Here is an 18804-nt window from a genome sequence, read left to right on the forward strand (position 1 = left end):
CAGGTGCGCGGCGTCCATGGCGCGTGCGACGCTGACCGGGCACCCGTTCCGTCGCGCCGGGCCGGTGCGGCGGTACCCTTCTCGCGCGATACCACAGCGCGCCCGTAGCTCAGCGGATAGAGCAGGGGACTTCTAATCCCAAGGCCGCAGGTTCGAATCCTGCCGGGCGCACCTCTGTTCGCACTGCTCAACGGCTTGTCGCCGCCCCTCGGTCCCCCGCTCACCCGGCACCCGCTGTCCTACCTACGTCGCTGGCGCCAAGGCCGAGGCTTACCTGACCCACCCCGTGAGCGCAGCCGGCCGGACGCTGGCGACCACCACCGGCGCCCTGAGACGCTACCGGTGGGTGAACGATGCCGGGGGGTTCTGCGTCCAGGTCCTGGAGGGCAACGGGAGGGAGTGCCGATGAGGCCGCCGGTGCGCAGATCACTGGAGGAAGACCCGTCATCGGGCATCGACGTCAGGCGGGTCCGAGCCGTGCTGAGCATGGGCGGTGTGCCATGGCAGGACCTGGATGATGCGATGCAGCAGGTCCGGCTCAAGCTCCTGGAGCAATCGTCGGCGGAGACGATAAACAACTCAGCCGCCTGGACGGCTGTCGTCGCGTCGCGGGTCGCCGTCGACTGGCACCGTCGTCGGCGACGCCATGAACAGCTACGCCAGCGGCTCGTGGCGCTTCGGGCGCCTGCCGTCGCCGACACGCTGCCCGACCCGGACCGCGATCTCGCGATGGTGGTGGCCGGGGAACTCGACGAGCTTCCAGCGGACCAGCGCCAACTTCTGGTGCTGCGGTTCTATGTCGATCTGACCGTGCCGCAGATCGCCGACGTGCTCGGCGTCGCATCGGGAACAGTGAAGAGTCGGCTGCATGCGGCGGTCGGTCGGATGCGGGCCAGGTTGAGCGCGAAGGGAGTGGTGTGAGATGTCTCGGGTGGAGAGCGGTGACAACTCCCATCGCGACGATGCGCTGATGTCCGCCGTCACCGGCGAGCAGCCGGCTGATGCGATTGCGGGCACCGACGAACTGGCCGAGGCGACGGCAGCCGTGGACGCGTTACGGCGTGGCATGGCAGCACTCGGCACCGAACTCGCTGCGGCGACGCCCGCCGCGGTGGCGGACTCGCGTACCCCGCTCATTGCGGCCCCGACGAACCACGGGCCCGACCGGCCTCCGGCCAGGCGGATGTCGACACGGTCATGGGTGCTCGCCACCGCGGCGGGCGTCCTGGGTGTGGCTCTGGTCGGCGGCTACGCGCTGAGGGCATCCGACCCGGCTGACACGTCGGCGAGCCGGAGCCTTCCGGGTGTCGTGGCGTGTGCCGAAACCATCGCGGTGGGAAGTGTGGCGTCGGTGAGCCGTACGGGCGACCGGTTCACGGTGACGCTTGACTCGGTGCGCTACCTGAAGCCGGAGAACGGGCCGGCAGTCCTCACGGTCGGTGATGCAGAGTTGGCCGTCGGTGGATCGAGCACTGAACCGGTCACGGGTCAGCCGGCCCTGGTAGTGGTTCACGACGCGGCCAAGGGCGATGTCGACCTCGTCACCGGCGCGGACATCGACTCGGAGTGGGCCTGGATGGCGCAAGCGCTGCCCGACTCACGTTCGATCGATTCGACGGACTGCGCCGACGAGTGAGTGGCGGCGGCGCAGTGTCCTGCACTGCGCCGCCGCCGTCGCTCAGTCGATCTGAGCTGACTGGTAGAGCGAGACCGGGTTGGCGGCCCTGTCGACGTCGGACGGGAACACGGAATCCTGCGACTCAGGCGCGGCGACCGCCCTCTTCCACTCGGCCACTACCGCTTCCGCAGCGGCGCCGGACGGAACCTCGACCGGGGTGAAGTTGGACGGTACGACATGCCAGCCGTCCTTGCCCGACAGGCGCGACGCGAGAATGTAGGTCTTGCCCGGCTCCAGCGGGGTGGCACCGTCGAAGACGACGCGTTCCCGGCTGATCGGGTCGTCGCCACCTTCTTGAACGACCCGGACATGGCCACTGACGCTGCCCTGAAGCGTCGCCTTGACCGTTACCTCGAAAGGCGTACAGAGAAAATCATCGGAGTCGCGCTCCGCCGAATCCTGGGAGTCGATGGAAGCGACGAAGATGTCGTCGGCCCACCCTGCGGCTAATCGCGGAGTGTCGAGACTGACGGCGTACGTGGCATGGATGGCAGTCGTCTCGTAGGGAACGGTGAACCATGCCCCAGCGGCAACTGCGGCGACCGCTAGTGCGACTGCGGAATACTTCTTCGCCTTAGCCACGGAACTTACCCCCAGATCTCTCTGTACTTGTTGATGTCCAGCGACGCCGGGGCGGTGGTGGTCCGATTGTCGGAGCAGTGCATCAGCGCTGTCCGGTTGTCGAAGTGGCCGAGGCGTAACGCGTGTCCGATTTCATGGCCGATCACACCGCGCCGGTTTGCCCAGCTGTAGTTCGTCAGGAAGTGGAGGTTCAAATAAATGTCGTCCTGGCCGGCCGACGACTGCCAGTAGCCGGACCAGGTGACCGTGCTCCGGGTGACATCGCTGATGTGCAGGTCGTTGACGGTGGTGGCGGTATCCGGCGCGATGTTGACCCGCCCGAGCCTGTTCCACAGGTCGCGGGCCTCCGTGAACTCCCCGGTGTACCTGCTCGATCGGGTGTACCGGATCTCGCGACCGTCAACCGATCCGCTGGTCAAGCCTTCGTTGGAGCAGCCGTCGGCGGCCTGGGCCGGGACAGCCGGAACGGCGACGCCGGCCGCTATCAGGCCCAGCACGACCAGCGCCTTTCCTAGCCGTTTTGGCGCATGCGGTACTGTCACTGTCTGTACTCCTCTGCTGGAGTTCGCCCAAAGGGTGGAATTGAGCAAGGTGAAGCCACGCAGCAGTCCGAAGAGTTCGGAGGCATGCGATTTTTGCCATTAAAGAAGGCTGAAAGAAGCCGAGCTGGCGCTAACTGGACGACGCCTGGCAGTTACTGCGCAGCATCAACCGGCACACGGGACCATGTTTCCCGCCGGCAGGTGCGGTGCGTGGCGTTAGCTGGAACGCAGGTCGGCGAGCCGCACTTTTCGGCACATTTGCCTGATCCGAGCGTCACGAAAATACACCAAATCGATGCGCATGCGAAAACCCCCGTGATCGTCAAGCGCGCTATCGTTGCTGAGAATTCAGGCTACATACGTCAATGCCTTGAATTGATCGTCAGAGTATCACGAGCGACCGAACAGCGCCAGCAGGGCCTCTGCAAGGCGTAAGCCCTGGTCACGCCGGCGCTCACCAACCACCCGACACCGAACACGAGTTCGCACCTCGGCCGCAAGATCATGCCCGATCCGGGATCGAGTGGTATCCAAGCGCCGCGATAGCCACTCGATCCCGGATCGAGCGATGCAGCGTCCCGACGAGGATGATCAGCCAGGCAGATCATCGCGAGTGCTTTCCACGGGAGCAGCCCAGATAGGTGCAGACCTCGCGTACCGTCCACATGTCCTGCTCGTCGGCACCTCTGGTGTCCTGTGTCCACTTCGCCATCATTCGCTCTCCGCACTCGGGGCAGTGGACCGGCACGTGCTGCGCCCTCTCGCTGGCGTTGAATCGGCGCTGCAAGCTCATGTCCCCGATCGTGCCTGAGAAGCCGCTGCGACTCTGACTCAGCGCTGGATGCCGACGACGCAGGTGCCGGCGGGTCAGCACAGCCTGAGGGACTGGCGGTGCGACTTGGCGAGTCGACGGTCACAGATCGATGCGCTGCTCGGCCGTACTGGTGTCGTCGGGTTCGCCGAAGCGGAGTGGGGCATGCGCTGGACCGGCCGGGACGCCGAGCGCGGCGGACCTGACGACGCAGAGGCCCCGCAGGCAACCGGGCAGCGCCCGATAGACGGCGTCGAAGTGCGCCCCGGTCGACTCTCCGACCATGGTGGTGACCGTAGCAACTGGACACCGAGCGCCGCGCAGGCCGAGTCGCTGACCAGGCATTTTGATCTAGAATCGCGAATTAGACACTGTGTGTATAGCCTGTGTGTATAGCGGCCCGACCATCGTCGAACTCCGGCGGGCACGGGAGGACCGCGAGAGACGGAGGCTGTGACGTGAGACGACAGACGCTGACCGGTACGGCGGCCGCCGCGCTGGCGACCGTGGTGGCTCTCGGCATCACACCCGCCCAGGCGAACCCACGGACCGAGGCGCCCGCCGCAGAAACGGGCATCGCGTGGGAGCCGTGCGCCGACGAGCCGGCGGCGGAGTGCGGCAGCGTGACCGTACCCGTCGACTGGTCCGAACCGGACGGGCCGACGATCGACATCGCGCTGACCCGTCGGGCCGCCACGGATCCGACCGCGCGGATCGGCACGATCCTCACCAACCCCGGCGGACCGGGTGCCTCGGGGGTGCAGGACGCCATCCTGGGCGGCATCGGCGGCAGCTTCAGTGACGAGGTACGCCGCCGCTTCGATGTGGTCGGCTTCGATCCCCGAGGCGTGGGCGGCAGCGACCCGATCCGGTGTCAGGTGCCGGAGGGCCCGGAGCCGAAGCTGTTCCCCACCACCGCCGAGGAGTTCGACGGCCTGCGCGCCTGGACCCGGGCGTACGGCGAGAGCTGCCGGGAGCACAGTGGCCCGCACGTGGACTTCCTCGACAGCCGGACCGTGGCGCGTGACATGGACGCCATCCGGGCCGCGCTCGGCGAGAAGAAGCTGACCTTCTACGGCAACTCGTACGCCACGATGATGGGCCAGCAGTACGCCACGCTGTTCCCGCAGCGGGTGCGGGCGATGGTGCTCGACAGCACGATGGACCACAGTGCGGCCACCACCTGGGAGTTCCTGCGCAGCGAGACGAAGGCGACGCAGGACAGCTTCGACCGGTACGTCGAGTGGTGCCGCACCTCGACCGAGTGCGCGCTGCACGGCCAGGACGCCCGCACGGTCTTCCGGGACCTGTACGCCAAGGCCGAACGCGGTGAGCTGGTCGACCCGGGCAGCTCGCAGACGATGAGCCCGACCGATCTGCTGGATGACATCCAGTGGACGTTCCTCGGCCCGTACTGGACGCAACTGTCGGAGCGACTGGCGGGCCTGTCGGCGGGCGAGCCCGGCGCCACGACGGACGCCGCCCGCCCCACCACGGCCCGGATGGCGACGACGGAGCAGGAGCCGGTCGAGGATCCGAGCCTCGCCATCTTCTGCCAGGACTGGAGGTTGCCGGTGCGGGACGTCGACCAGTTGCGGGCGTACCAGGACCGGCTGGCCCGGGTGGCACCGGAGATGAAGCTCAACCTCCAGGCGTGGGGCTCCACGATGGCCTGCCTGGGCTGGCCGACCGAGGTCCGCAACCCGCAGGCGCCGCTGCGGTGGAAGGGAGTGCCGCCGGTGCTGGTGCTCAACAGTCGGTACGACCCGGTCACGCCGCACGAGTGGGCTCGGAACGTGGCGCGTCAGTCGGGTGCGACCCTGCTGACCTACGAGGGTGCGGGGCACGGGGTCTACTCGTTCGGCAGCGACTGCGTCGGTGACGCCACCACGCGGTACCTGATCCACGTCAAGACGCCGCCGCAGGGCACCCGGTGCCCGGCCGTAGAGCAGTGACCGGCGTCTTGACCTGAATCGGACGTGAGGTTCTACGTTCCTTCTCCATCCGTTCGCCACTCGGAGGAAGACCCATGACGACGGAACAGCTCTCCGACGCCGAACTCGCCGCGCAGCCCGCCGCCTACTGGACGGGCGTCGCGTACAAGTCCCTGATCTCGTTCACCCGTGCCCGGCACGTCGAGCTCGGCTTCACGCAGCCGCAGTTCTGGCTGCTACGCAACCTCTCCGTGCACGACCTGCGGCCGGACGGCAGCGGGATGACGGTGCCCGAACTCGAACAGGCGATGAGTTCGTACCTGCGTCCCGAGGACGATCTGGACGCCGAGGCGAGAGTGTTGCAGGAGCGCGGGTGGCTGACCCGGGACGGTGACGGGCGGCTGTGGATCACCGAGGCGGGCGAGGAGGCGCGCGTCAACCTCAAGCAGCACGGACCGTCGATCCGGGCCCGCATCCACCAGGGCATCGACGACGCGGACTACGTGGCGGCCCTCAAGGTGCTCCGGCAGTTGATCCGCAACACCGGCGGCGCGGTGGACTGACAGCCACGTCGTAGGGTTGCCGCCGTGGGACTGGTGAACACGTCGCGTTCGTCGGACTCACCGTGGATCTCCTCGGTGTGGACCGGTCACAGCACCCAGGTCTCGCAGATGACGTCCGTCGGCAGCGAGACCTGGGGGCTGGTGTTCTGGGAGTCCAGGGGTACGCCGTTCGCGGCGGTCGTCGGCCCGGAGGACCGCACCGTCTCGGCACCCGTACCGCAGGACGCCCGGTTCGTCGGCGTCCAGTTCGCGGTCGGCACCGTGCTGCGGGCAGCACCCACGTCGACGCTGCTGAACTCGGGGATCGAACTGCCCGACACCACCTCCGGGCGGTTCTGGCTCGACGGCGAACGCTGGCACACGCCGCGTGTCGACGACGACGCCGAGGCCCTGGTGGCGCGGCTCGTCCGCAGCGGCGTCATCGTCCGGGACCCGCTGGTGCAGGAGGCGGTGGCCGGGCGGCTGCCGGCCACCGCGAGTCGGACCGTGGAGCGCCGGTTCCGGGCCGCCACCGGCCTCACCCGGGGCACCGTCGAGCAGATCGGACGCGTTCGGGCCGCCGCAGAGCTGCTGTCGGCGGGTACGCAGGTCAGCACCGTCGTGGACCGGCTCGGCTACTACGACGAGCCGCATCTCGCGCGGGCGTTGCGACGGTACGTGGGGCGTACCGCCGGTCAGCTCCGCAGCGGTGCCGGCGGCGCGATCGCGTTGCCCGCGCCAGGTCGTGTCTCGACGCCAGATGGCGCGCGTCGGTGAAGGGTGCAACCCCTTCTTCAAGGTCTCCCGGGTGACGATGGCCGGCAGGTACTGACCCCGGCCCCCGCACCGTGCGCGCCACTCGGACGGCGTCCACGGACCGCCGGACCTAGCGGACGACGTCGTACACGGCCTTGAGCACACCGTTGCCGTAGCCGGCGGACTCACGCAGCGCCAGCCGCTGCTCCCGCTGCTCGCGCCGGGGGAACACGCTCTTGCCGTCGCCGAGCAGGACCGGAAAGACCAGGAGGTGGTACCGGTCGACCAGGCCCGCCTCGGCCAGCCTGCGCGCGAGTTCCGCGCTACCGTGTACGAAGATCGCCCCGCCCTCGGTCTCCTTGAGCGCGGCGACGTCGTCCGTGGACCGCAGGATGTGCTGGTCACCCCAGTCGCCGACCAGCGCGTCCGCACCGAGCGTCGACGACACCACGTACTTCGGCAAATCGCGGTAGGCCGCGTGGTCCTCGGACTGCGGCCAGATCGGGGCGAACGCCTCGTAGCTGCGGCGTCCGAACATCAGCGCGCCGGTCTCCGCGAGTTCCTCACCCTTGAGCGAGTACGCCTCGGGGTCGAACGCCGTCCGGAACACCCATCCCCCAGCGGGGTGCCCTTCGACAGTCCCGCCAGGCGAGTCGACGATCCCGTCGATCGAGATGAATCCGGTCCACACAAGCTCGCGCGTCACCACAGTCTCCGCTTCGGTCCTCGTACCCTGCACCTCGGCCCGAAGGTCCAACACCCCGCGCCACACCAGGGACGCTATCGCCCCCACCCCCACCGGTCTTGTTCGAAACCGACACCACCCCCGGACGGCCGACGCCCACCCGACGGACCGAACCCACCAGAGTTGACCAAGGAGTTCGCGCCCTCAGACCTGCCCCTCCGAGACCAAAACTCCTTGATCAACGCGGGCGTCAGCGGGTGGGCGGTGTACTTGCGCGTGGGCGGGGCAAGATCCGCGCAACTTCAGCGATATTGCTGTCTCCGAGGGCGCCTGAGGCAGCAGTATCCATGAAGTTGTGCGGATCATGATGAGCCGCGTGGGGTGTGCGGACATGTGCACACCATCGAACGGGGCCGGGCAACACGAACGGGGCCGGGCAACACGAACGGGGCCGGGCAACACGAACGGGGCCGGGCAACACGAACGGGGCCGGGCAACACGAACGGGGCCGGGCAGCCCACCGTGGACGGGTGGGCTGCCCGGGGTGGCGCCGGGGCGCCGGTCGCCCGGGGACGCGGGCGGGGATCAGCCGAGCCGGCAGGACGTGCTGCCGGCGGGAATCAGCCGACCTGGCAGGACGTGTTGTTGAGGCGGAAGTCGCCGGGGCGGTCGTTGGTGCCGGAGTAGGTCGCCTGGAGGCCGAAGGTGGCCGTGCCGTTGGTCGGCAGGCTGCCGTTCCAGGACACGTTGCGCGCGGTCACGGTCCGGCCGGACTGGGCCACCTGGGCGTTCCAGGCGTTGGTGACCTGCTGGTTACCGGGGAACGACCAGGTCAGCGTCCAACTGCTCAGGGCCGACCCACGGTTGGTGACGCGTACGTCGGCGGTGAAGCCGTTGCTCCACTGGTTGGCCGTCCAGCTCACCGTGCAGGCGGCCGGGCCGGTCGTGGGCGGAGGCGTCGTCGGAGGCGGCGTCGTGGGCGGCGGCGTCGTCGGCGGGGGCGTGGTGGGGGGCGGCGTGGTGCCGTCGCGGGGCGGGAAGCGCAGCACCCGGTCGTCGGTGGACGCCGGGGTGCCCCGGCCGTCGCGGTTGCTGGTGGTGACCCAGAGCCAGCCGTCGGGACCGTACTCGACGGTGCGCAGGCGTCCGTAGGCGCCGAGCAGTTCGGCGGTGGGGGTGCCGACGCCGCCGGAGCCGTTCAGCGGCACGTTCCACAGCCGGGTGCCGCGCAGGCCCGCCACGAACAGCCGGTTCCCGGCGATGGTGACGCCGCTCGGTGACGCCTCGGCCGGGGTCCAGACGAGCAGGGGGTCACGGAACCGGGGGTCGTTGGCCCGGCCCTCGACCGTGGGCCAGCCGTAGTTGCCGCCCGCGACGATCAGGTTGACCTCGTCCCAGGTGTTCTGACCGAACTCGCTGGCATATAGTCGGCCTTGGGCGTCCCAGGCAAGACCCTGCACGTGGCGGTGGCCGAGGCTGTAGACCGGCGACCCGGCCGTCGGGTTGTCCGACGGGACGGTGCCGTCCGGCCGGATACGCAGGATCTTGCCGTTGCGGCTCTGCGGGTTCTGGGCCGTGGCGGTCTGTCCGGCGTCTCCCACTCCGACATAGAGCATGCCGTCGGGCCCGAAGGCGATCCGGCCTCCGTTGTGGATCGACGCCCGGGTCAGCCCGGTGAGGATGGGTTGCTGGTCCTGCACGGCGGTGAGTCGGAACCGGGAGATGCGGTTGTCGGTCGCGGTGGTGAAGTAGACGTAGATCCAGCCGTCCTGTGCGTAGGTCGGCGAGACGGCGAGGCCGAGCAGACCACCCTCGCTGGTCGCGGTCACCCCGGAGATCGTGACGACGGGTACGGGCTGCTGGCCGGGACGGACCCGGACCACCTGGCCGGTGGGACGTTGGGCGACCAGGGCACTGCCGTCGGGCAGGAAGTCCATGCCCCACGGCACCTGGAGCCCGGTGGCGACCGTTTCCGGGCGGGTGAAGTCGAAGTCGCCGACGGCGAGCAGCCCGGGGGCTCCGGCGACGACGGCGGACGGGCGTTCGACGGCGGGTACCGCGCCGGCGAGACCACCGACACCGACGGCACCGGCGACCAGCCCGGCGGTGAGTACGGCCCCGACCGTGAGTCGGATTTTCATGCCACCTCCCGAAATAGAGATGTTTATCAATGTAACATGCGCGAATTCTCGACACGCGCGAATCGCGCCACGCACAATGCGACGGAGGAGGAAAACGCGGGAAACATTCGCATTTCTGCCACGAGCCATCGCCCGACTACGGTAGGGAGTCAGGCGATCCGGACCACGGCTCGCCGGTCGAGGTAACGGGCCGCCCACGCGGCGGCGACAGTCTCGACACGCTCGGTCACCGAGGTCGCCGTCGCATGCTATTCTCCGGCGTCGATCTCCGCAGCGCGGACCCGGATCGGGTCGATTGTCGCAAAGGACGCCCTCCCCCGATGTCGGCCCACACCGCTTCGATCGCGCCAACCGCTTCGGTGGAGCGCCCGGCCACCGGTGCGTTCACGCTGATCTTCACCCGGTTACCGGCGCTGCTACGACTCTCCTGCGGCCTTTTCGTCGCGGTGGTGGCGCTCTCCGTCCGTACCCCTCCGGTCCGGGTGGAGTTGTTGATCCCGGCCGTGGCGGTGCTGACCGTCTGGGCCGGCTGGTATTCGCTGCGCGCCTTCCGGCACGGCATCGGCCCCGCCGTGGTCACCGGGGACGTGGCCCTGACCACCGCCGCGTGCCTGGCGATGCCGGTCCTGGTCGCGCCGGAGGTGCTGCCCGGCGAGGCGAGCTGGATCGCGGTCCTGGCCAGCACCACGGTCATCAACGCCCAGGCGACCGCCCCGGCACGCTGGTCGATCGCCGCCGGCCTGCTGGTCACCGCGAGCTACGCGACCGGCGCGTACGCGACCGGGGACCCCGTAGAGGCCAGTGCACACGCCGCGACACTGCTGGCACAGGTCGCCTGCACGGCGATGATGACCGCGGTGATGCGTCGCCGGATGGCCCGCGCCGACGCCGAGTTCGTGACGAGTCAGAAGGCCACCCGGGAGGCGTTCCTCGCACGTACCGTCCGGGAGTCGGAACGGCAGCAGAACCGCGACCTGCACGACACCGTCCTGGCGACATTGACCATGGTGGGACAGGGCGCGGTGCCCGGTCCGTCGCCGGCGCTGCGCGAGCGGTGCAACAGCGACCTGCGTACCCTCGCCGCCCTCGCGGACGCCCGGTCGGTGCCGGTGGGCGGCACGGCCCGGGTGGACGAACGGCTGCGGGCGGTCTTCGCCCGGCTGCCCGGCCTGCCGGTCAACGCCGACCTGCCGCCGTGCCCGGCACCGGCGCCGGTCGCCGAGGCGCTCGCGGAGAGCACCCACGCCGCGCTGACCAACGTGCTCCGGCACGCGCCCGGCGCCGCCACCACCGTGCGGCTGCGGCGCATCACCGGCACGGTCGCGGTCGAGGTGGTCGACGACGGTCCCGGCTTCGACCCGGCCACCGTCCCGGCGCACCGGTACGGCCTGCGCGAGTCGATCCACGGCCGGATGGCCGCGATCGGCGGGCGGTCCGAGGTGGACTCCGCCCCCGGTCGCGGCACCCGGATCCGGTTGGAGTGGTCGGATGTCGGCTGAGGCGGGGACGGCACCCGGGGCGGTGGTGCGGCCGGCGGCGCGTACCACCGGGGTGGTCGACGGTGTCGACGCCGGCCGGGCGGCGGCTGCGGTGGCGCGCATCTCCGACCGGGGAGCCCGGGTCGTCGCGGTGACCATCGCGCTGGTCTGGCACCTGGTGATCGGGCTGCCGGCGGTGCTCTCCGCCTGGTCCGAGCTGGCGGTGCCGCAGGTGGTGCTCGGCGGCTGGCTGCTGGTGACGGCGGTCGGGATGGTCGCCGGCGTACGCCTGCTGCACGACCGCCCGCTGCCGGCGGCGCCGACGGCCGGGCTGCTGCTGGCGGTCGACGTGGTGGTCTTCGCCGCGGCCGGTCGGGCGCAGTTGTTCAGTCCCGCCAACTGGGTGTGGGGCACGCTCGCCTGGTTCTTCCTGGTGGTGCTCTGGGGGCAGCGGGTGCGCTGGCTGCTCGCCCTGCTGGTGGCGCACGCGGCGATCGCGATGTCCGCCGTCGCGCTGTACGGCGCGACCGGCGCGGCGGACCTGGCCCGCTCCACGATGGCCCTGTACGGCACCTCGTCGCTGCCGGCGGCGGTCTTCGTCGGCGCGGTGGCCCTGTCACTGCTCTCCCGCGAGCGGGCCGCCACGGTCGCGACCACGAACGCGATGGTGGCCGAGCGGGAGGCCGCCGAGCACGCCCGGCGCGAGCGACGGGAGCGGCTGGCGCTGGCCGGTGCGGCGGCCAGCGAGGTGCTGACCGAGCTGGCGCAGGGCCGGGCCGACCCGGCCGACCTGGAGGTGCAGCGCCGCTGCGTACGGGCCGCCGGCCAGTTACGCCGGTTGATCGCCGAGTCCGACGACGTGCCGCATCCGCTGTTCCACGAACTCCGTGCCGCCGCCGACCTGGCGGAGCGTAACGGGCTGCCCATCGACCTGGTCACAATTGGTGCACCGCCACCGTTGCCGGTGCAGGTCCGGCGGAGCCTGGCCGATCCGCTCATCGCCGTCCTCGCCGAGGCACACCAGTGGGCCCGGATGACAGTCGTCGCCGGCCCCGACGAGGTGGTGGTCAGCCTGGTCACACCGGACCGGGGCGGCCCGGAGGCCACCGGGCCGCCGCCGGAGGAGAGCGACGCGCAGGTCGAGCAGGTACACGAACGGGACGGGGAGATCAGATGGACGCAGACGCGGTGGCGCCGTTGACGCCACAACGCCCCGTCGGAGTGGCCATCGTGGACGATCATCCGGTGGTCATCGACGGGGTCCGCGCCTGGCTGTCCACCGAGCCGCGACTGACCGTGCTCGCCACCGGCGACGACCCCGACCAGGTGTTGCGCGCCGCGCCCGACGCCGACGTGGTCCTGCTGGACCTGCGCCTGCACGGTCGGCTGGTGTTGGACAAGCTCGCCGAACTCTGTGCCGCCGGCCGGCGGGTGGTCGTCTATTCCGAACACTCCGACCCGCGCACCATGCTCGCCGCGCTGGACGCCGGGGCGGTGGCGTTCCTCGCCAAGCACGAGGGGCGGGAGCACTGCGTGGCGACGGTGCTGGACGCGGCGAGCGACCGCCCGTACGTTGCCCCGTCGTTGGCCGGTGCGATGGTCGGTGACCCCCGACCGGACCGACCGGTCCTCTCCGACAAGGAGCGCGAGGCGCTGCTGCTGTGGTTCCAGTCGATGTCCAAGGCGTCGGTGGCCCGCCGGATGCGGATCAGCGAACACACCGTCAAGCAGTACGTCGACCGGGCGCGGATCAAGTACACCCGGGCCGGACGGCCGGCGGCCACCAAGGCGGCACTGCTCGCCCGGGCGATCGAGGACGGACTAGTCCGACCAGAGGAAATAGGCATCTATCGGTCGCATGCGTCGACCGATTGGCCGACCCCCTAACGGGCGTCATGACAGGGTGTGTCGGATTGGGCGAGGCTCGTGATCAGATGCCACCGCCCGCACCGGAGGTTCCGTCCCGATGCACGATGATGCGTCCCCGTTCTTCATCGCCCCGCATCGCTTCGACGCGGTGCACGACGACGACGCCGGCCCGGTCCTGGACCGGCGGCACGAGTTGGTGCCGGAGCCCGGCGAGCAGGTGCTCGGCCGCCACCGGCTGAACGTGGCGGGTTACCTGCTGGGCCCGTCGGACGCCTCCCGGACGTGGACGCTGCCCGCCCAGGTCACGCTCACCGTCACCGACTTCCGGATGGTCTACGTCGGTACGCGCTCGCACCTGTCCCTGGTCGGCTCCCGTTCCGGCCCGGGCGGCCGGACCCCGGGTCTGGTCAGCGGGCAGATCCGCTGGCAGTGGCCGTCCCGGTTGGAGTGGTTGCCGGGCACCGACGACGACGCGATGCGGCTGCTGGTGGTCTGCGACGCGTTGCGGACCATCCGGCAGCCGGCGCTCGGCCTGATCGGGCAGCGCGCCGAGGTGGGCGAGCTGGCCCGACAGATCCGCCGCGCGGTGGCGGTGTTCCGGCTCACCCGGCCGGAGCTGGTGGACCTGTCACCGCCGGAGCGGGACGCGCTGGCCCGGGTCGCCCGCAATACGCTGCTGGCCGGCCCGGCGCGGGTGGTGCTGCCCGGTTCCCTGCCCGTCGAGTTCCACTCCCGGGACGACTACTACCGGCCCCGGCACGCCGACCCGATGCCGTACGACGCGGCCTCCGGGCAGCGGTGAGCCTTTCGGCCTGATCCTCGACGGGTCAGGGCTTGCGGGCCTCCCGGTCGGCGGCGTCCAGCGCGGCGGCCTCCTCCGGGGTCGGCGCGGTGCCGTCCAGGTGGGCCGGCAGCCACCAGCGGTCCTCCGGTCCGGCGGGCCGGTCCGGGTACTCGCGCTGGGCCCGGTCCACCATCGCGCTGAGCCGGGCCGCCAGGTCGGCGGTCATCGCGGCGGTGTCCGGGTACGCGCCGGGCAGCATCGGCTCGCCGACTTCGATGGTGATCGGGGTGTGCCGGCGGGTCAGCGTGCGTGGGCGGCCCTTGGTCCAGAGGCGCTGGCTGCCCCAGAGCGCCACCGGCAGCACCGGCACGTCGGCGTCACGGGCCATCCGGGCGGTCCCGCTCTTGAGCGCCTTGACGGTCAGGGACCGGCTCACGGTGGCCTCCGGGAAGACGCCGACCGCCTCGCCGGCCCGCAACGCGCGCACGGCGGCGGCGTACGACTCGGCACCCGCCTGCCGGTCCACCGGGATGTGCCGCATCCCGCGCATCAGCGGGCCGGACACCCGGTGCCGGAACACCGCGTCCTTGGCCATGAACCGGACCAGTCGCCGGGACTCCAGCGCCCCCAACCCGCAGAAGATGAAGTCCAGGTAGCTGACGTGGTTGCTGGCCAGCACCACGCCACCGGTGCGGGGCACGTGGTGCGCGCCCTCCACGGCCAGCTTCAGGTCGAGTACGCGGAACATCGTCTTGCAGGCGGCGATCACGGGTGGGTACACGAGTTCCGGCATCCGGCAACTTTACCGTTGGTAGGTTACGCACCGGTAGGACATGGCGCGGCCCCGTCAATCGGCGAGTTTGTGCAGGTCCAGCCGGCCCCGGGCAAAGGCGTCCACCCGACCCCAGCGGCCCGGGATGTCCAGCACCTCGATCCGGCCCATGCCCACCGGCAGCCGTGGCTCGACCGCCAGGTGACCCTCGTGCGGCTCCAGCCCCAACATGGTGCGCAGCAGCAACAGCGGGGCACCCGTCGACCACGCCTGCGGGCTGCACGCCGTCGGGTACTCCACCGGGAACTTCGTCTGCTCCCGCTGGTAGCCGCCGAACGCCTCGGGCAGCCGCCCGTCGAAGTAGCGGGCGGCGTCCAGGATGCCGTTGGCGATGACGGCCGCCTCCTCGGCGAAGCCGTACCGGCGCAGGCCCCACGCGCAGAACGAGGTGTCGAACGGCCAGACCGTGCCGTTGTGGTAGCCGATCGGGTTGTACCGCACCTCGCCCTCGGCCAGCGTGCGTACCCCCCAGCCGCTGAAGAGTCGCGGCCCGACCAGGTGGTGGGCGACCTGCTCGGCCCGGTCCTCGTCGACGATCCCGCTCCAGAGCAGGTGACCGATGTTCGACGAGAGCACGTCACACTGCCGCCCGTCCGGGTCCAACGCCAACGCGTAGTAGCCGCCGTCGGAGACCCACCAGTCCCGGTTGAACCGCTCCTTGAGCGCCGCCGCCTCGCGCTCCAACTGGTCGGCGAACCCCGGATCGTTCCAGAACTCGCGGGCCAGCCGGGCACCACGCATCTTCGCGTCGTACGCGTACCCCTGCACCTCGCAGGTGGCCCGGGGGAACGGCGGCAGACTGCCGTCGGCGTACGAGATGGAGTCCCAGGAGTCCTTCCAGCACTGGTTCTCCAGGCCGGTGTCGGTGTTGCGGCGCTCGTACCAGATGTAGCCGTTACCGACCAGGTCGGCGTACTCGTCCATCCACCGGAACGCCCGGCGGCACTCCTGCTCCAACTCCTTGACCAGCGCCGCATCCCCGCTCCACCGCTCGTACTCGTCGAGCAGCACCACGAACAGCGGCGTGGCGTCCACCGAGCCGTAGTACGGCGAGTGCGGCTGCTCCTCGAACGCGGCGCTCTCGCCGTACCGCATCTCGTGCAGGATCCGGCCTGGGTCCTCCTCCCGGAAGTCGTCACACCTGGTGCCCTGCAGGGCACCGAGGATTCGCAGCGTGGTTGCGCTCAGCTCGGGCGTGAACGGCAGCGTCTGCAGACAGGTCAGGATGCTGTCCCGGCCGAACATGGTCATGAACCAGGGCAGGCCGGCGGCCGGCAGCGTCTGTCCGCCGAGCGAGAGCGGCGCGAACCGCAGCGCGGCCAGGTCGACGATGCATCGTTGGTACGTCGCCGCGACCCGGCCGTGCTCGCTGTTCACCTTCGGCGCCTTGGCGATCCACTCCTCCAGGTCGTGCTGGAGGGCGAGCCGCTCGGTGCCGTGCACCTGCAAACCGATCCGCAGGTCCCGGTGGTCCGGACCGAGCGCCAGCGTCTGCACGTCGATGGTGGTCTGCCACTGCTCGTTCGGCTCCAGGTGGATCGTGTACGAGAAGCCGTTGCGGTCGTACCGGGTCGGCTCGGAGGAGGAGATGACCGTCTCCCGCCGGAAGTTGCCACGCCGGTAGCCGATGCGCAGCCGGTCCGACTCCACCTCGGCGTACGTCTCGCCCTTCTTGTTCAGGATCTCGTCCTTGACCTCGAACAGGTCGGCGAAGTCGCACGCCGCGTCCATCCGCACCTGGAGGTCCACGGCCTTCTCGTCGTGGTTGAGGATGGTGATGTTCTCCCGGAAGCTGCCCCCGACGGCCCGCTCGCGGATGATCGACAGCTTCGCGTCCACGTAGTGCGTGGCCAGGCCGGGCACCAGGAAGAAGCGCGACTCGAAGTACTGGAGGTCGTCGTAGGAGAGCGAGTTCAACCGCTCACCGTTGACGGTGAGCACCCACTTGGACAGATAGCGGGTGTCGAAGGAGAACAATCCGGTCGGCTCGGTCGGTGTCGCCTCGATGTCGCCGGTCGCCTCGCAGACCACGAAGGTGCTGCCGTCGAGGATCCGTACGGTGTGGCCGGGAGCCATCAGCGGACCCCCTTCCGGTACCGACGCGGCCCCTGCGCCTGCGGCGGCCCGGGAAAGAGCCGGTCCACCTGGATCACCAGACGCGCGTCACCGGACACCGTGATGTCCCCGCGCAGCAGCGCCGCCAGCCCGTTCTCCCGGCCGGTCACCAGGTCCTCGAACAGCTCCGGGCTGGTCCCGACCACGGTGTCGGCCGCCAGGTCCTCCCGGGAGACCGTCATGTTCCCCCGGTCGATGCGCAGCAGCCAGTGGCTGGTCCGGGGACCCTCGTGCAGATCGAAGCGCAGGGCGCCCGACGACTTCGCCAGCAGGGGCTCGTACCCCCGGTGGTCGAGGTCCTCGAAGAACCGTGTGGTCGCGTCCGACATCGCCGCACTCCTCCCGGTCGCTGTGCTCCGAAAGGCGGGTCCCCACGCTCGGCGGCGTCAACCTCGCCCGGATCGGGTGAGCCGAGTGGGCGAGGTGGGCGCAGCTTGCGGGCAAGGCGGGTGAACAGCGTCGACGCCGGCCCCCGAGACGGGAGCCGGCGTCGCGCGGTGGAGAGGTCAGTTGTTCGGGTCGTCGGCGCTGATGTCGGCCAGCACCGACTGCGGCTCCCGCTCCACGGCCAGGTCACCCATGGAGACCAGACCGATCAGCCGGCCGTCCTCGATCACCGGCAGCCGCCGTACGGCGTACGTCCGCATCAGGTCGGCGGCGGCCACGGCGTCGTCGTACTGACTGACCGTGATCACGTCCTTCGAGGTGATCTGGTCGAGTCGGGTGGTGTTCGGGTCCATGTCCTGCGCGACACCCCGAACCGTGATGTCCCGGTCCGTCACGATGCCGACCACGTTGTCACCGTCGCACACCACCACGTCCCCGATGGCGGAGTCACGCATCTCCTGCGCCGCCGCGGCGAGCGTGGCGTCGCCGTCCATGGTCACCAACCGGGTCGTCATGAAGTCTCCGACCGTCGTCATGGCGCCTCCCTCTCGGTCGTGGGGCAACCCGGTGTCTACCCCAAGACCGCAGGCAGTAACGCTCAGCGCTCGGCGGCGACCAGCTCGGCGAGCTGCACCGCGTTGAGCGCGGCACCCTTGCGCAGGTTGTCGTTCGCGCAGAACAGGGCCAGCCCGTGCGGGACCGTCTCGTCGGCGCGGATCCGGCCCACGTACGTCGGGTCCTGCCCGGCCGCCTGCAACGGGGTCGGCACGTCGGAGAGCGCCACGCCCGGGGCGTCGGCGAGCAGTTCGTGGGCCCGCTGCGGGCTGATCGGCCGGGCGAACCGCGCGTTGATCTGGAGCGAGTGCCCGGTGAACACCGGCACCCGCACGCAGGTGCCGGAAACCTTCAGCCCGGGGATCTCCAGGATCTTGCGGCTCTCGTTGCGCAGCTTCTGCTCCTCGTCGGTCTCGGCGGAGCCGTCGTCGACGATCGAGCCGGCCAGCGGCAGCACGTTGAACGCGATCGGCCGGGCGAACGAACGCGGGGCCGGGAACTCCACCGCCGCGCCGTCGAAGGTCAGACCGGAGGCGGTCTCGACCACCTTGCGGACCTGCTCGTCCAGCTCGGCCACGCCGGACAGCCCGGCGCCGGACACCGCCTGGTACGTCGACACGACCAGGCTGACCAGCTCCGCCTCGGCGTGCAGTGGACGCAACACCGGCATCGCCGCCATCGTGGTGCAGTTCGGGTTGGCGATGATGCCCTTCGGGCGGTTCGCGGCGGCGTGCGGGTTGACCTCGGCCACCACCAGCGGCACCTCCGGGTCCATCCGGAACGCCGACGAGTTGTCGATGACCACGGCCCCGGCGGCGGCGACCCGGGGCGCCAGCTCCTTGGCGGTGCCCTTGCCCGCCGAGAAGAGCACGATGTCCAGCCCCGAGTAGTCGGCGGTGGTCGCGTCCTCGACCGTGACCTCCTCGCCGCGCCACGGCAGCGTCCGCCCCGCCGACCGCGCGGAGGCGAACAACCGCACCTGCTCCGCCGGGAACTCCCGATCCGCCAACACCTGCCGCATGACGCTGCCGACCTGGCCGGTCGCGCCCACAATGCCGATCCTCATACCCGCGAGGCTACCCAGCGGGCCGGTGGCGGCGGGAACGCTTTCCC

At 70.4% G+C, this 18804-nt stretch carries 20 protein-coding genes and 1 tRNA gene; 10 read left to right on the forward strand and 11 right to left on the reverse strand.

The features are described 5' to 3' along the window. Nucleotides 1–98: 98 nt before the first annotated feature. The 3 genes from ACZ31C_RS06075 (at nucleotide 99) to ACZ31C_RS06085 (ending at nucleotide 1636) form a co-directional block, all read left to right on the forward strand. A tRNA-Arg gene (locus ACZ31C_RS06075) sits at nucleotides 99–171 on the forward strand. A gap of 234 nt (nucleotides 172–405) precedes the next feature. Next, nucleotides 406–921, forward strand: a complete 516-nt coding sequence (locus ACZ31C_RS06080) for an RNA polymerase sigma factor (RefSeq protein ID WP_465794427.1) — start codon at nucleotides 406–408, stop codon at nucleotides 919–921. Nucleotides 922–931: 10 nt separating this feature from the next. Beyond that, on the forward strand, nucleotides 932–1636 hold the full coding sequence (locus tag ACZ31C_RS06085) for a hypothetical protein (protein ID WP_465794428.1): 705 nt from the start codon (nucleotides 932–934) through the stop codon (nucleotides 1634–1636). A gap of 42 nt (nucleotides 1637–1678) precedes the next feature. Here the strand turns inward: ACZ31C_RS06085 and ACZ31C_RS06090 are convergent, their stop codons facing one another. The 4 genes from ACZ31C_RS06090 to ACZ31C_RS06105 form a co-directional block, all read right to left on the reverse strand. After that, nucleotides 1679–2260, reverse strand: coding sequence for a hypothetical protein (locus ACZ31C_RS06090; protein ID WP_396751793.1), 582 nt, complete (start codon nucleotides 2258–2260; stop codon nucleotides 1679–1681). A gap of 5 nt (nucleotides 2261–2265) precedes the next feature. After that, nucleotides 2266–2802: a zinc metalloprotease gene (locus ACZ31C_RS06095; protein ID WP_465794429.1), complete on the reverse strand. Its 537-nt coding sequence runs from the start codon at nucleotides 2800–2802 to the stop codon at nucleotides 2266–2268. A 604-nt stretch (nucleotides 2803–3406) separates the two neighbouring features. Then, complete coding sequence (locus ACZ31C_RS06100; RefSeq protein WP_465794430.1) at nucleotides 3407–3595, reverse strand: hypothetical protein; 189 nt, start codon at nucleotides 3593–3595, stop codon at nucleotides 3407–3409. Nucleotides 3596–3715: 120 nt separating this feature from the next. Further along, nucleotides 3716–3898, reverse strand: coding sequence for a hypothetical protein (locus ACZ31C_RS06105; protein WP_465794431.1), 183 nt, complete (start codon nucleotides 3896–3898; stop codon nucleotides 3716–3718). Between the two features lie 173 nt (nucleotides 3899–4071). Here ACZ31C_RS06105 and ACZ31C_RS06110 point away from each other — a divergent pair, with 173 nt between their 5' ends. The 3 genes from ACZ31C_RS06110 (at nucleotide 4072) to ACZ31C_RS06120 (ending at nucleotide 6866) form a co-directional block, all read left to right on the forward strand. Continuing rightward, on the forward strand, nucleotides 4072–5568 hold the full coding sequence (locus tag ACZ31C_RS06110; RefSeq protein ID WP_465794432.1) for an alpha/beta hydrolase: 1497 nt from the start codon (nucleotides 4072–4074) through the stop codon (nucleotides 5566–5568). Between the two features lie 74 nt (nucleotides 5569–5642). Continuing rightward, a complete protein-coding gene (locus ACZ31C_RS06115; protein WP_465794433.1) occupies nucleotides 5643–6110 on the forward strand; it encodes a MarR family transcriptional regulator in 468 nt (155 codons plus the stop codon). 24 nt (nucleotides 6111–6134) lie between these two features. Next, nucleotides 6135–6866, forward strand: coding sequence for a helix-turn-helix domain-containing protein (locus ACZ31C_RS06120; protein ID WP_465794434.1), 732 nt, complete (start codon nucleotides 6135–6137; stop codon nucleotides 6864–6866). Between the two features lie 109 nt (nucleotides 6867–6975). On the opposite strand, the gene ACZ31C_RS06125 is transcribed toward ACZ31C_RS06120, so the two are convergent. Continuing rightward, nucleotides 6976–7551 carry a dihydrofolate reductase family protein gene (locus tag ACZ31C_RS06125; protein ID WP_465794435.1) on the reverse strand — a complete coding sequence of 192 codons (576 nt, stop codon included), beginning with the start codon at nucleotides 7549–7551 and terminating at the stop codon, nucleotides 6976–6978. Between the two features lie 599 nt (nucleotides 7552–8150). Next, nucleotides 8151–9671: a PQQ-dependent sugar dehydrogenase gene (locus tag ACZ31C_RS06130; protein WP_465794436.1), complete on the reverse strand. Its 1521-nt coding sequence runs from the start codon at nucleotides 9669–9671 to the stop codon at nucleotides 8151–8153. Nucleotides 9672–9991: 320 nt separating this feature from the next. On the opposite strand from ACZ31C_RS06130, the gene ACZ31C_RS06135 reads away from it, so the two are divergent. The 4 genes from ACZ31C_RS06135 to ACZ31C_RS06150 all read left to right on the forward strand — a co-directional run bounded on the left by ACZ31C_RS06135 (nucleotide 9992) and on the right by ACZ31C_RS06150 (nucleotide 13820). Continuing rightward, nucleotides 9992–11170 carry a sensor histidine kinase gene (locus tag ACZ31C_RS06135; protein ID WP_465794437.1) on the forward strand — a complete coding sequence of 393 codons (1179 nt, stop codon included), beginning with the start codon at nucleotides 9992–9994 and terminating at the stop codon, nucleotides 11168–11170. Continuing rightward, the gene (locus ACZ31C_RS06140; RefSeq protein WP_465794438.1) at nucleotides 11160–12350 is read left to right on the forward strand and encodes a hypothetical protein; all 1191 of its coding nucleotides are present in this window, start codon (nucleotides 11160–11162) and stop codon (nucleotides 12348–12350) included. Before ACZ31C_RS06135 ends, ACZ31C_RS06140 begins: the two co-directional genes overlap by 11 nt. After that, complete coding sequence (locus tag ACZ31C_RS06145; RefSeq protein WP_396751777.1) at nucleotides 12323–13036, forward strand: response regulator transcription factor; 714 nt, start codon at nucleotides 12323–12325, stop codon at nucleotides 13034–13036. Before ACZ31C_RS06140 ends, ACZ31C_RS06145 begins: the two co-directional genes overlap by 28 nt. A 79-nt stretch (nucleotides 13037–13115) precedes the next feature. Continuing rightward, nucleotides 13116–13820 (forward strand): hypothetical protein, encoded by a 705-nt coding sequence (locus tag ACZ31C_RS06150; RefSeq protein WP_465794439.1) that lies wholly within the window; start codon nucleotides 13116–13118, stop codon nucleotides 13818–13820. A gap of 25 nt (nucleotides 13821–13845) precedes the next feature. On the opposite strand, the gene ACZ31C_RS06155 is transcribed toward ACZ31C_RS06150, so the two are convergent. From ACZ31C_RS06155 to ACZ31C_RS06175, 5 genes are all read right to left on the reverse strand, one after another. Further along, nucleotides 13846–14595 (reverse strand): lysophospholipid acyltransferase family protein, encoded by a 750-nt coding sequence (locus ACZ31C_RS06155; protein ID WP_465794440.1) that lies wholly within the window; start codon nucleotides 14593–14595, stop codon nucleotides 13846–13848. Between the two features lie 54 nt (nucleotides 14596–14649). Next, nucleotides 14650–16710: an amylo-alpha-1,6-glucosidase gene (locus ACZ31C_RS06160; protein WP_465794441.1), complete on the reverse strand. Its 2061-nt coding sequence runs from the start codon at nucleotides 16708–16710 to the stop codon at nucleotides 14650–14652. Then, nucleotides 16710–17078, reverse strand: a complete 369-nt coding sequence (locus ACZ31C_RS06165; protein ID WP_396751769.1) for an SCP2 sterol-binding domain-containing protein — start codon at nucleotides 17076–17078, stop codon at nucleotides 16710–16712. Before ACZ31C_RS06165 ends, ACZ31C_RS06160 begins: the two co-directional genes overlap by 1 nt. Nucleotides 17079–17255: 177 nt before the next feature. Then, entirely contained in the window at nucleotides 17256–17672 is a 417-nt protein-coding gene (locus ACZ31C_RS06170) for a CBS domain-containing protein (RefSeq protein ID WP_396751767.1), read from the reverse strand. Between the two features lie 62 nt (nucleotides 17673–17734). Further along, nucleotides 17735–18757 carry an aspartate-semialdehyde dehydrogenase gene (locus tag ACZ31C_RS06175; protein WP_465794442.1) on the reverse strand — a complete coding sequence of 341 codons (1023 nt, stop codon included), beginning with the start codon at nucleotides 18755–18757 and terminating at the stop codon, nucleotides 17735–17737. Nucleotides 18758–18804 lie beyond the last annotated feature (47 nt).

The sequence above is a fragment of the Micromonospora sp. NPDC023869 genome, assembly GCF_055559695.1.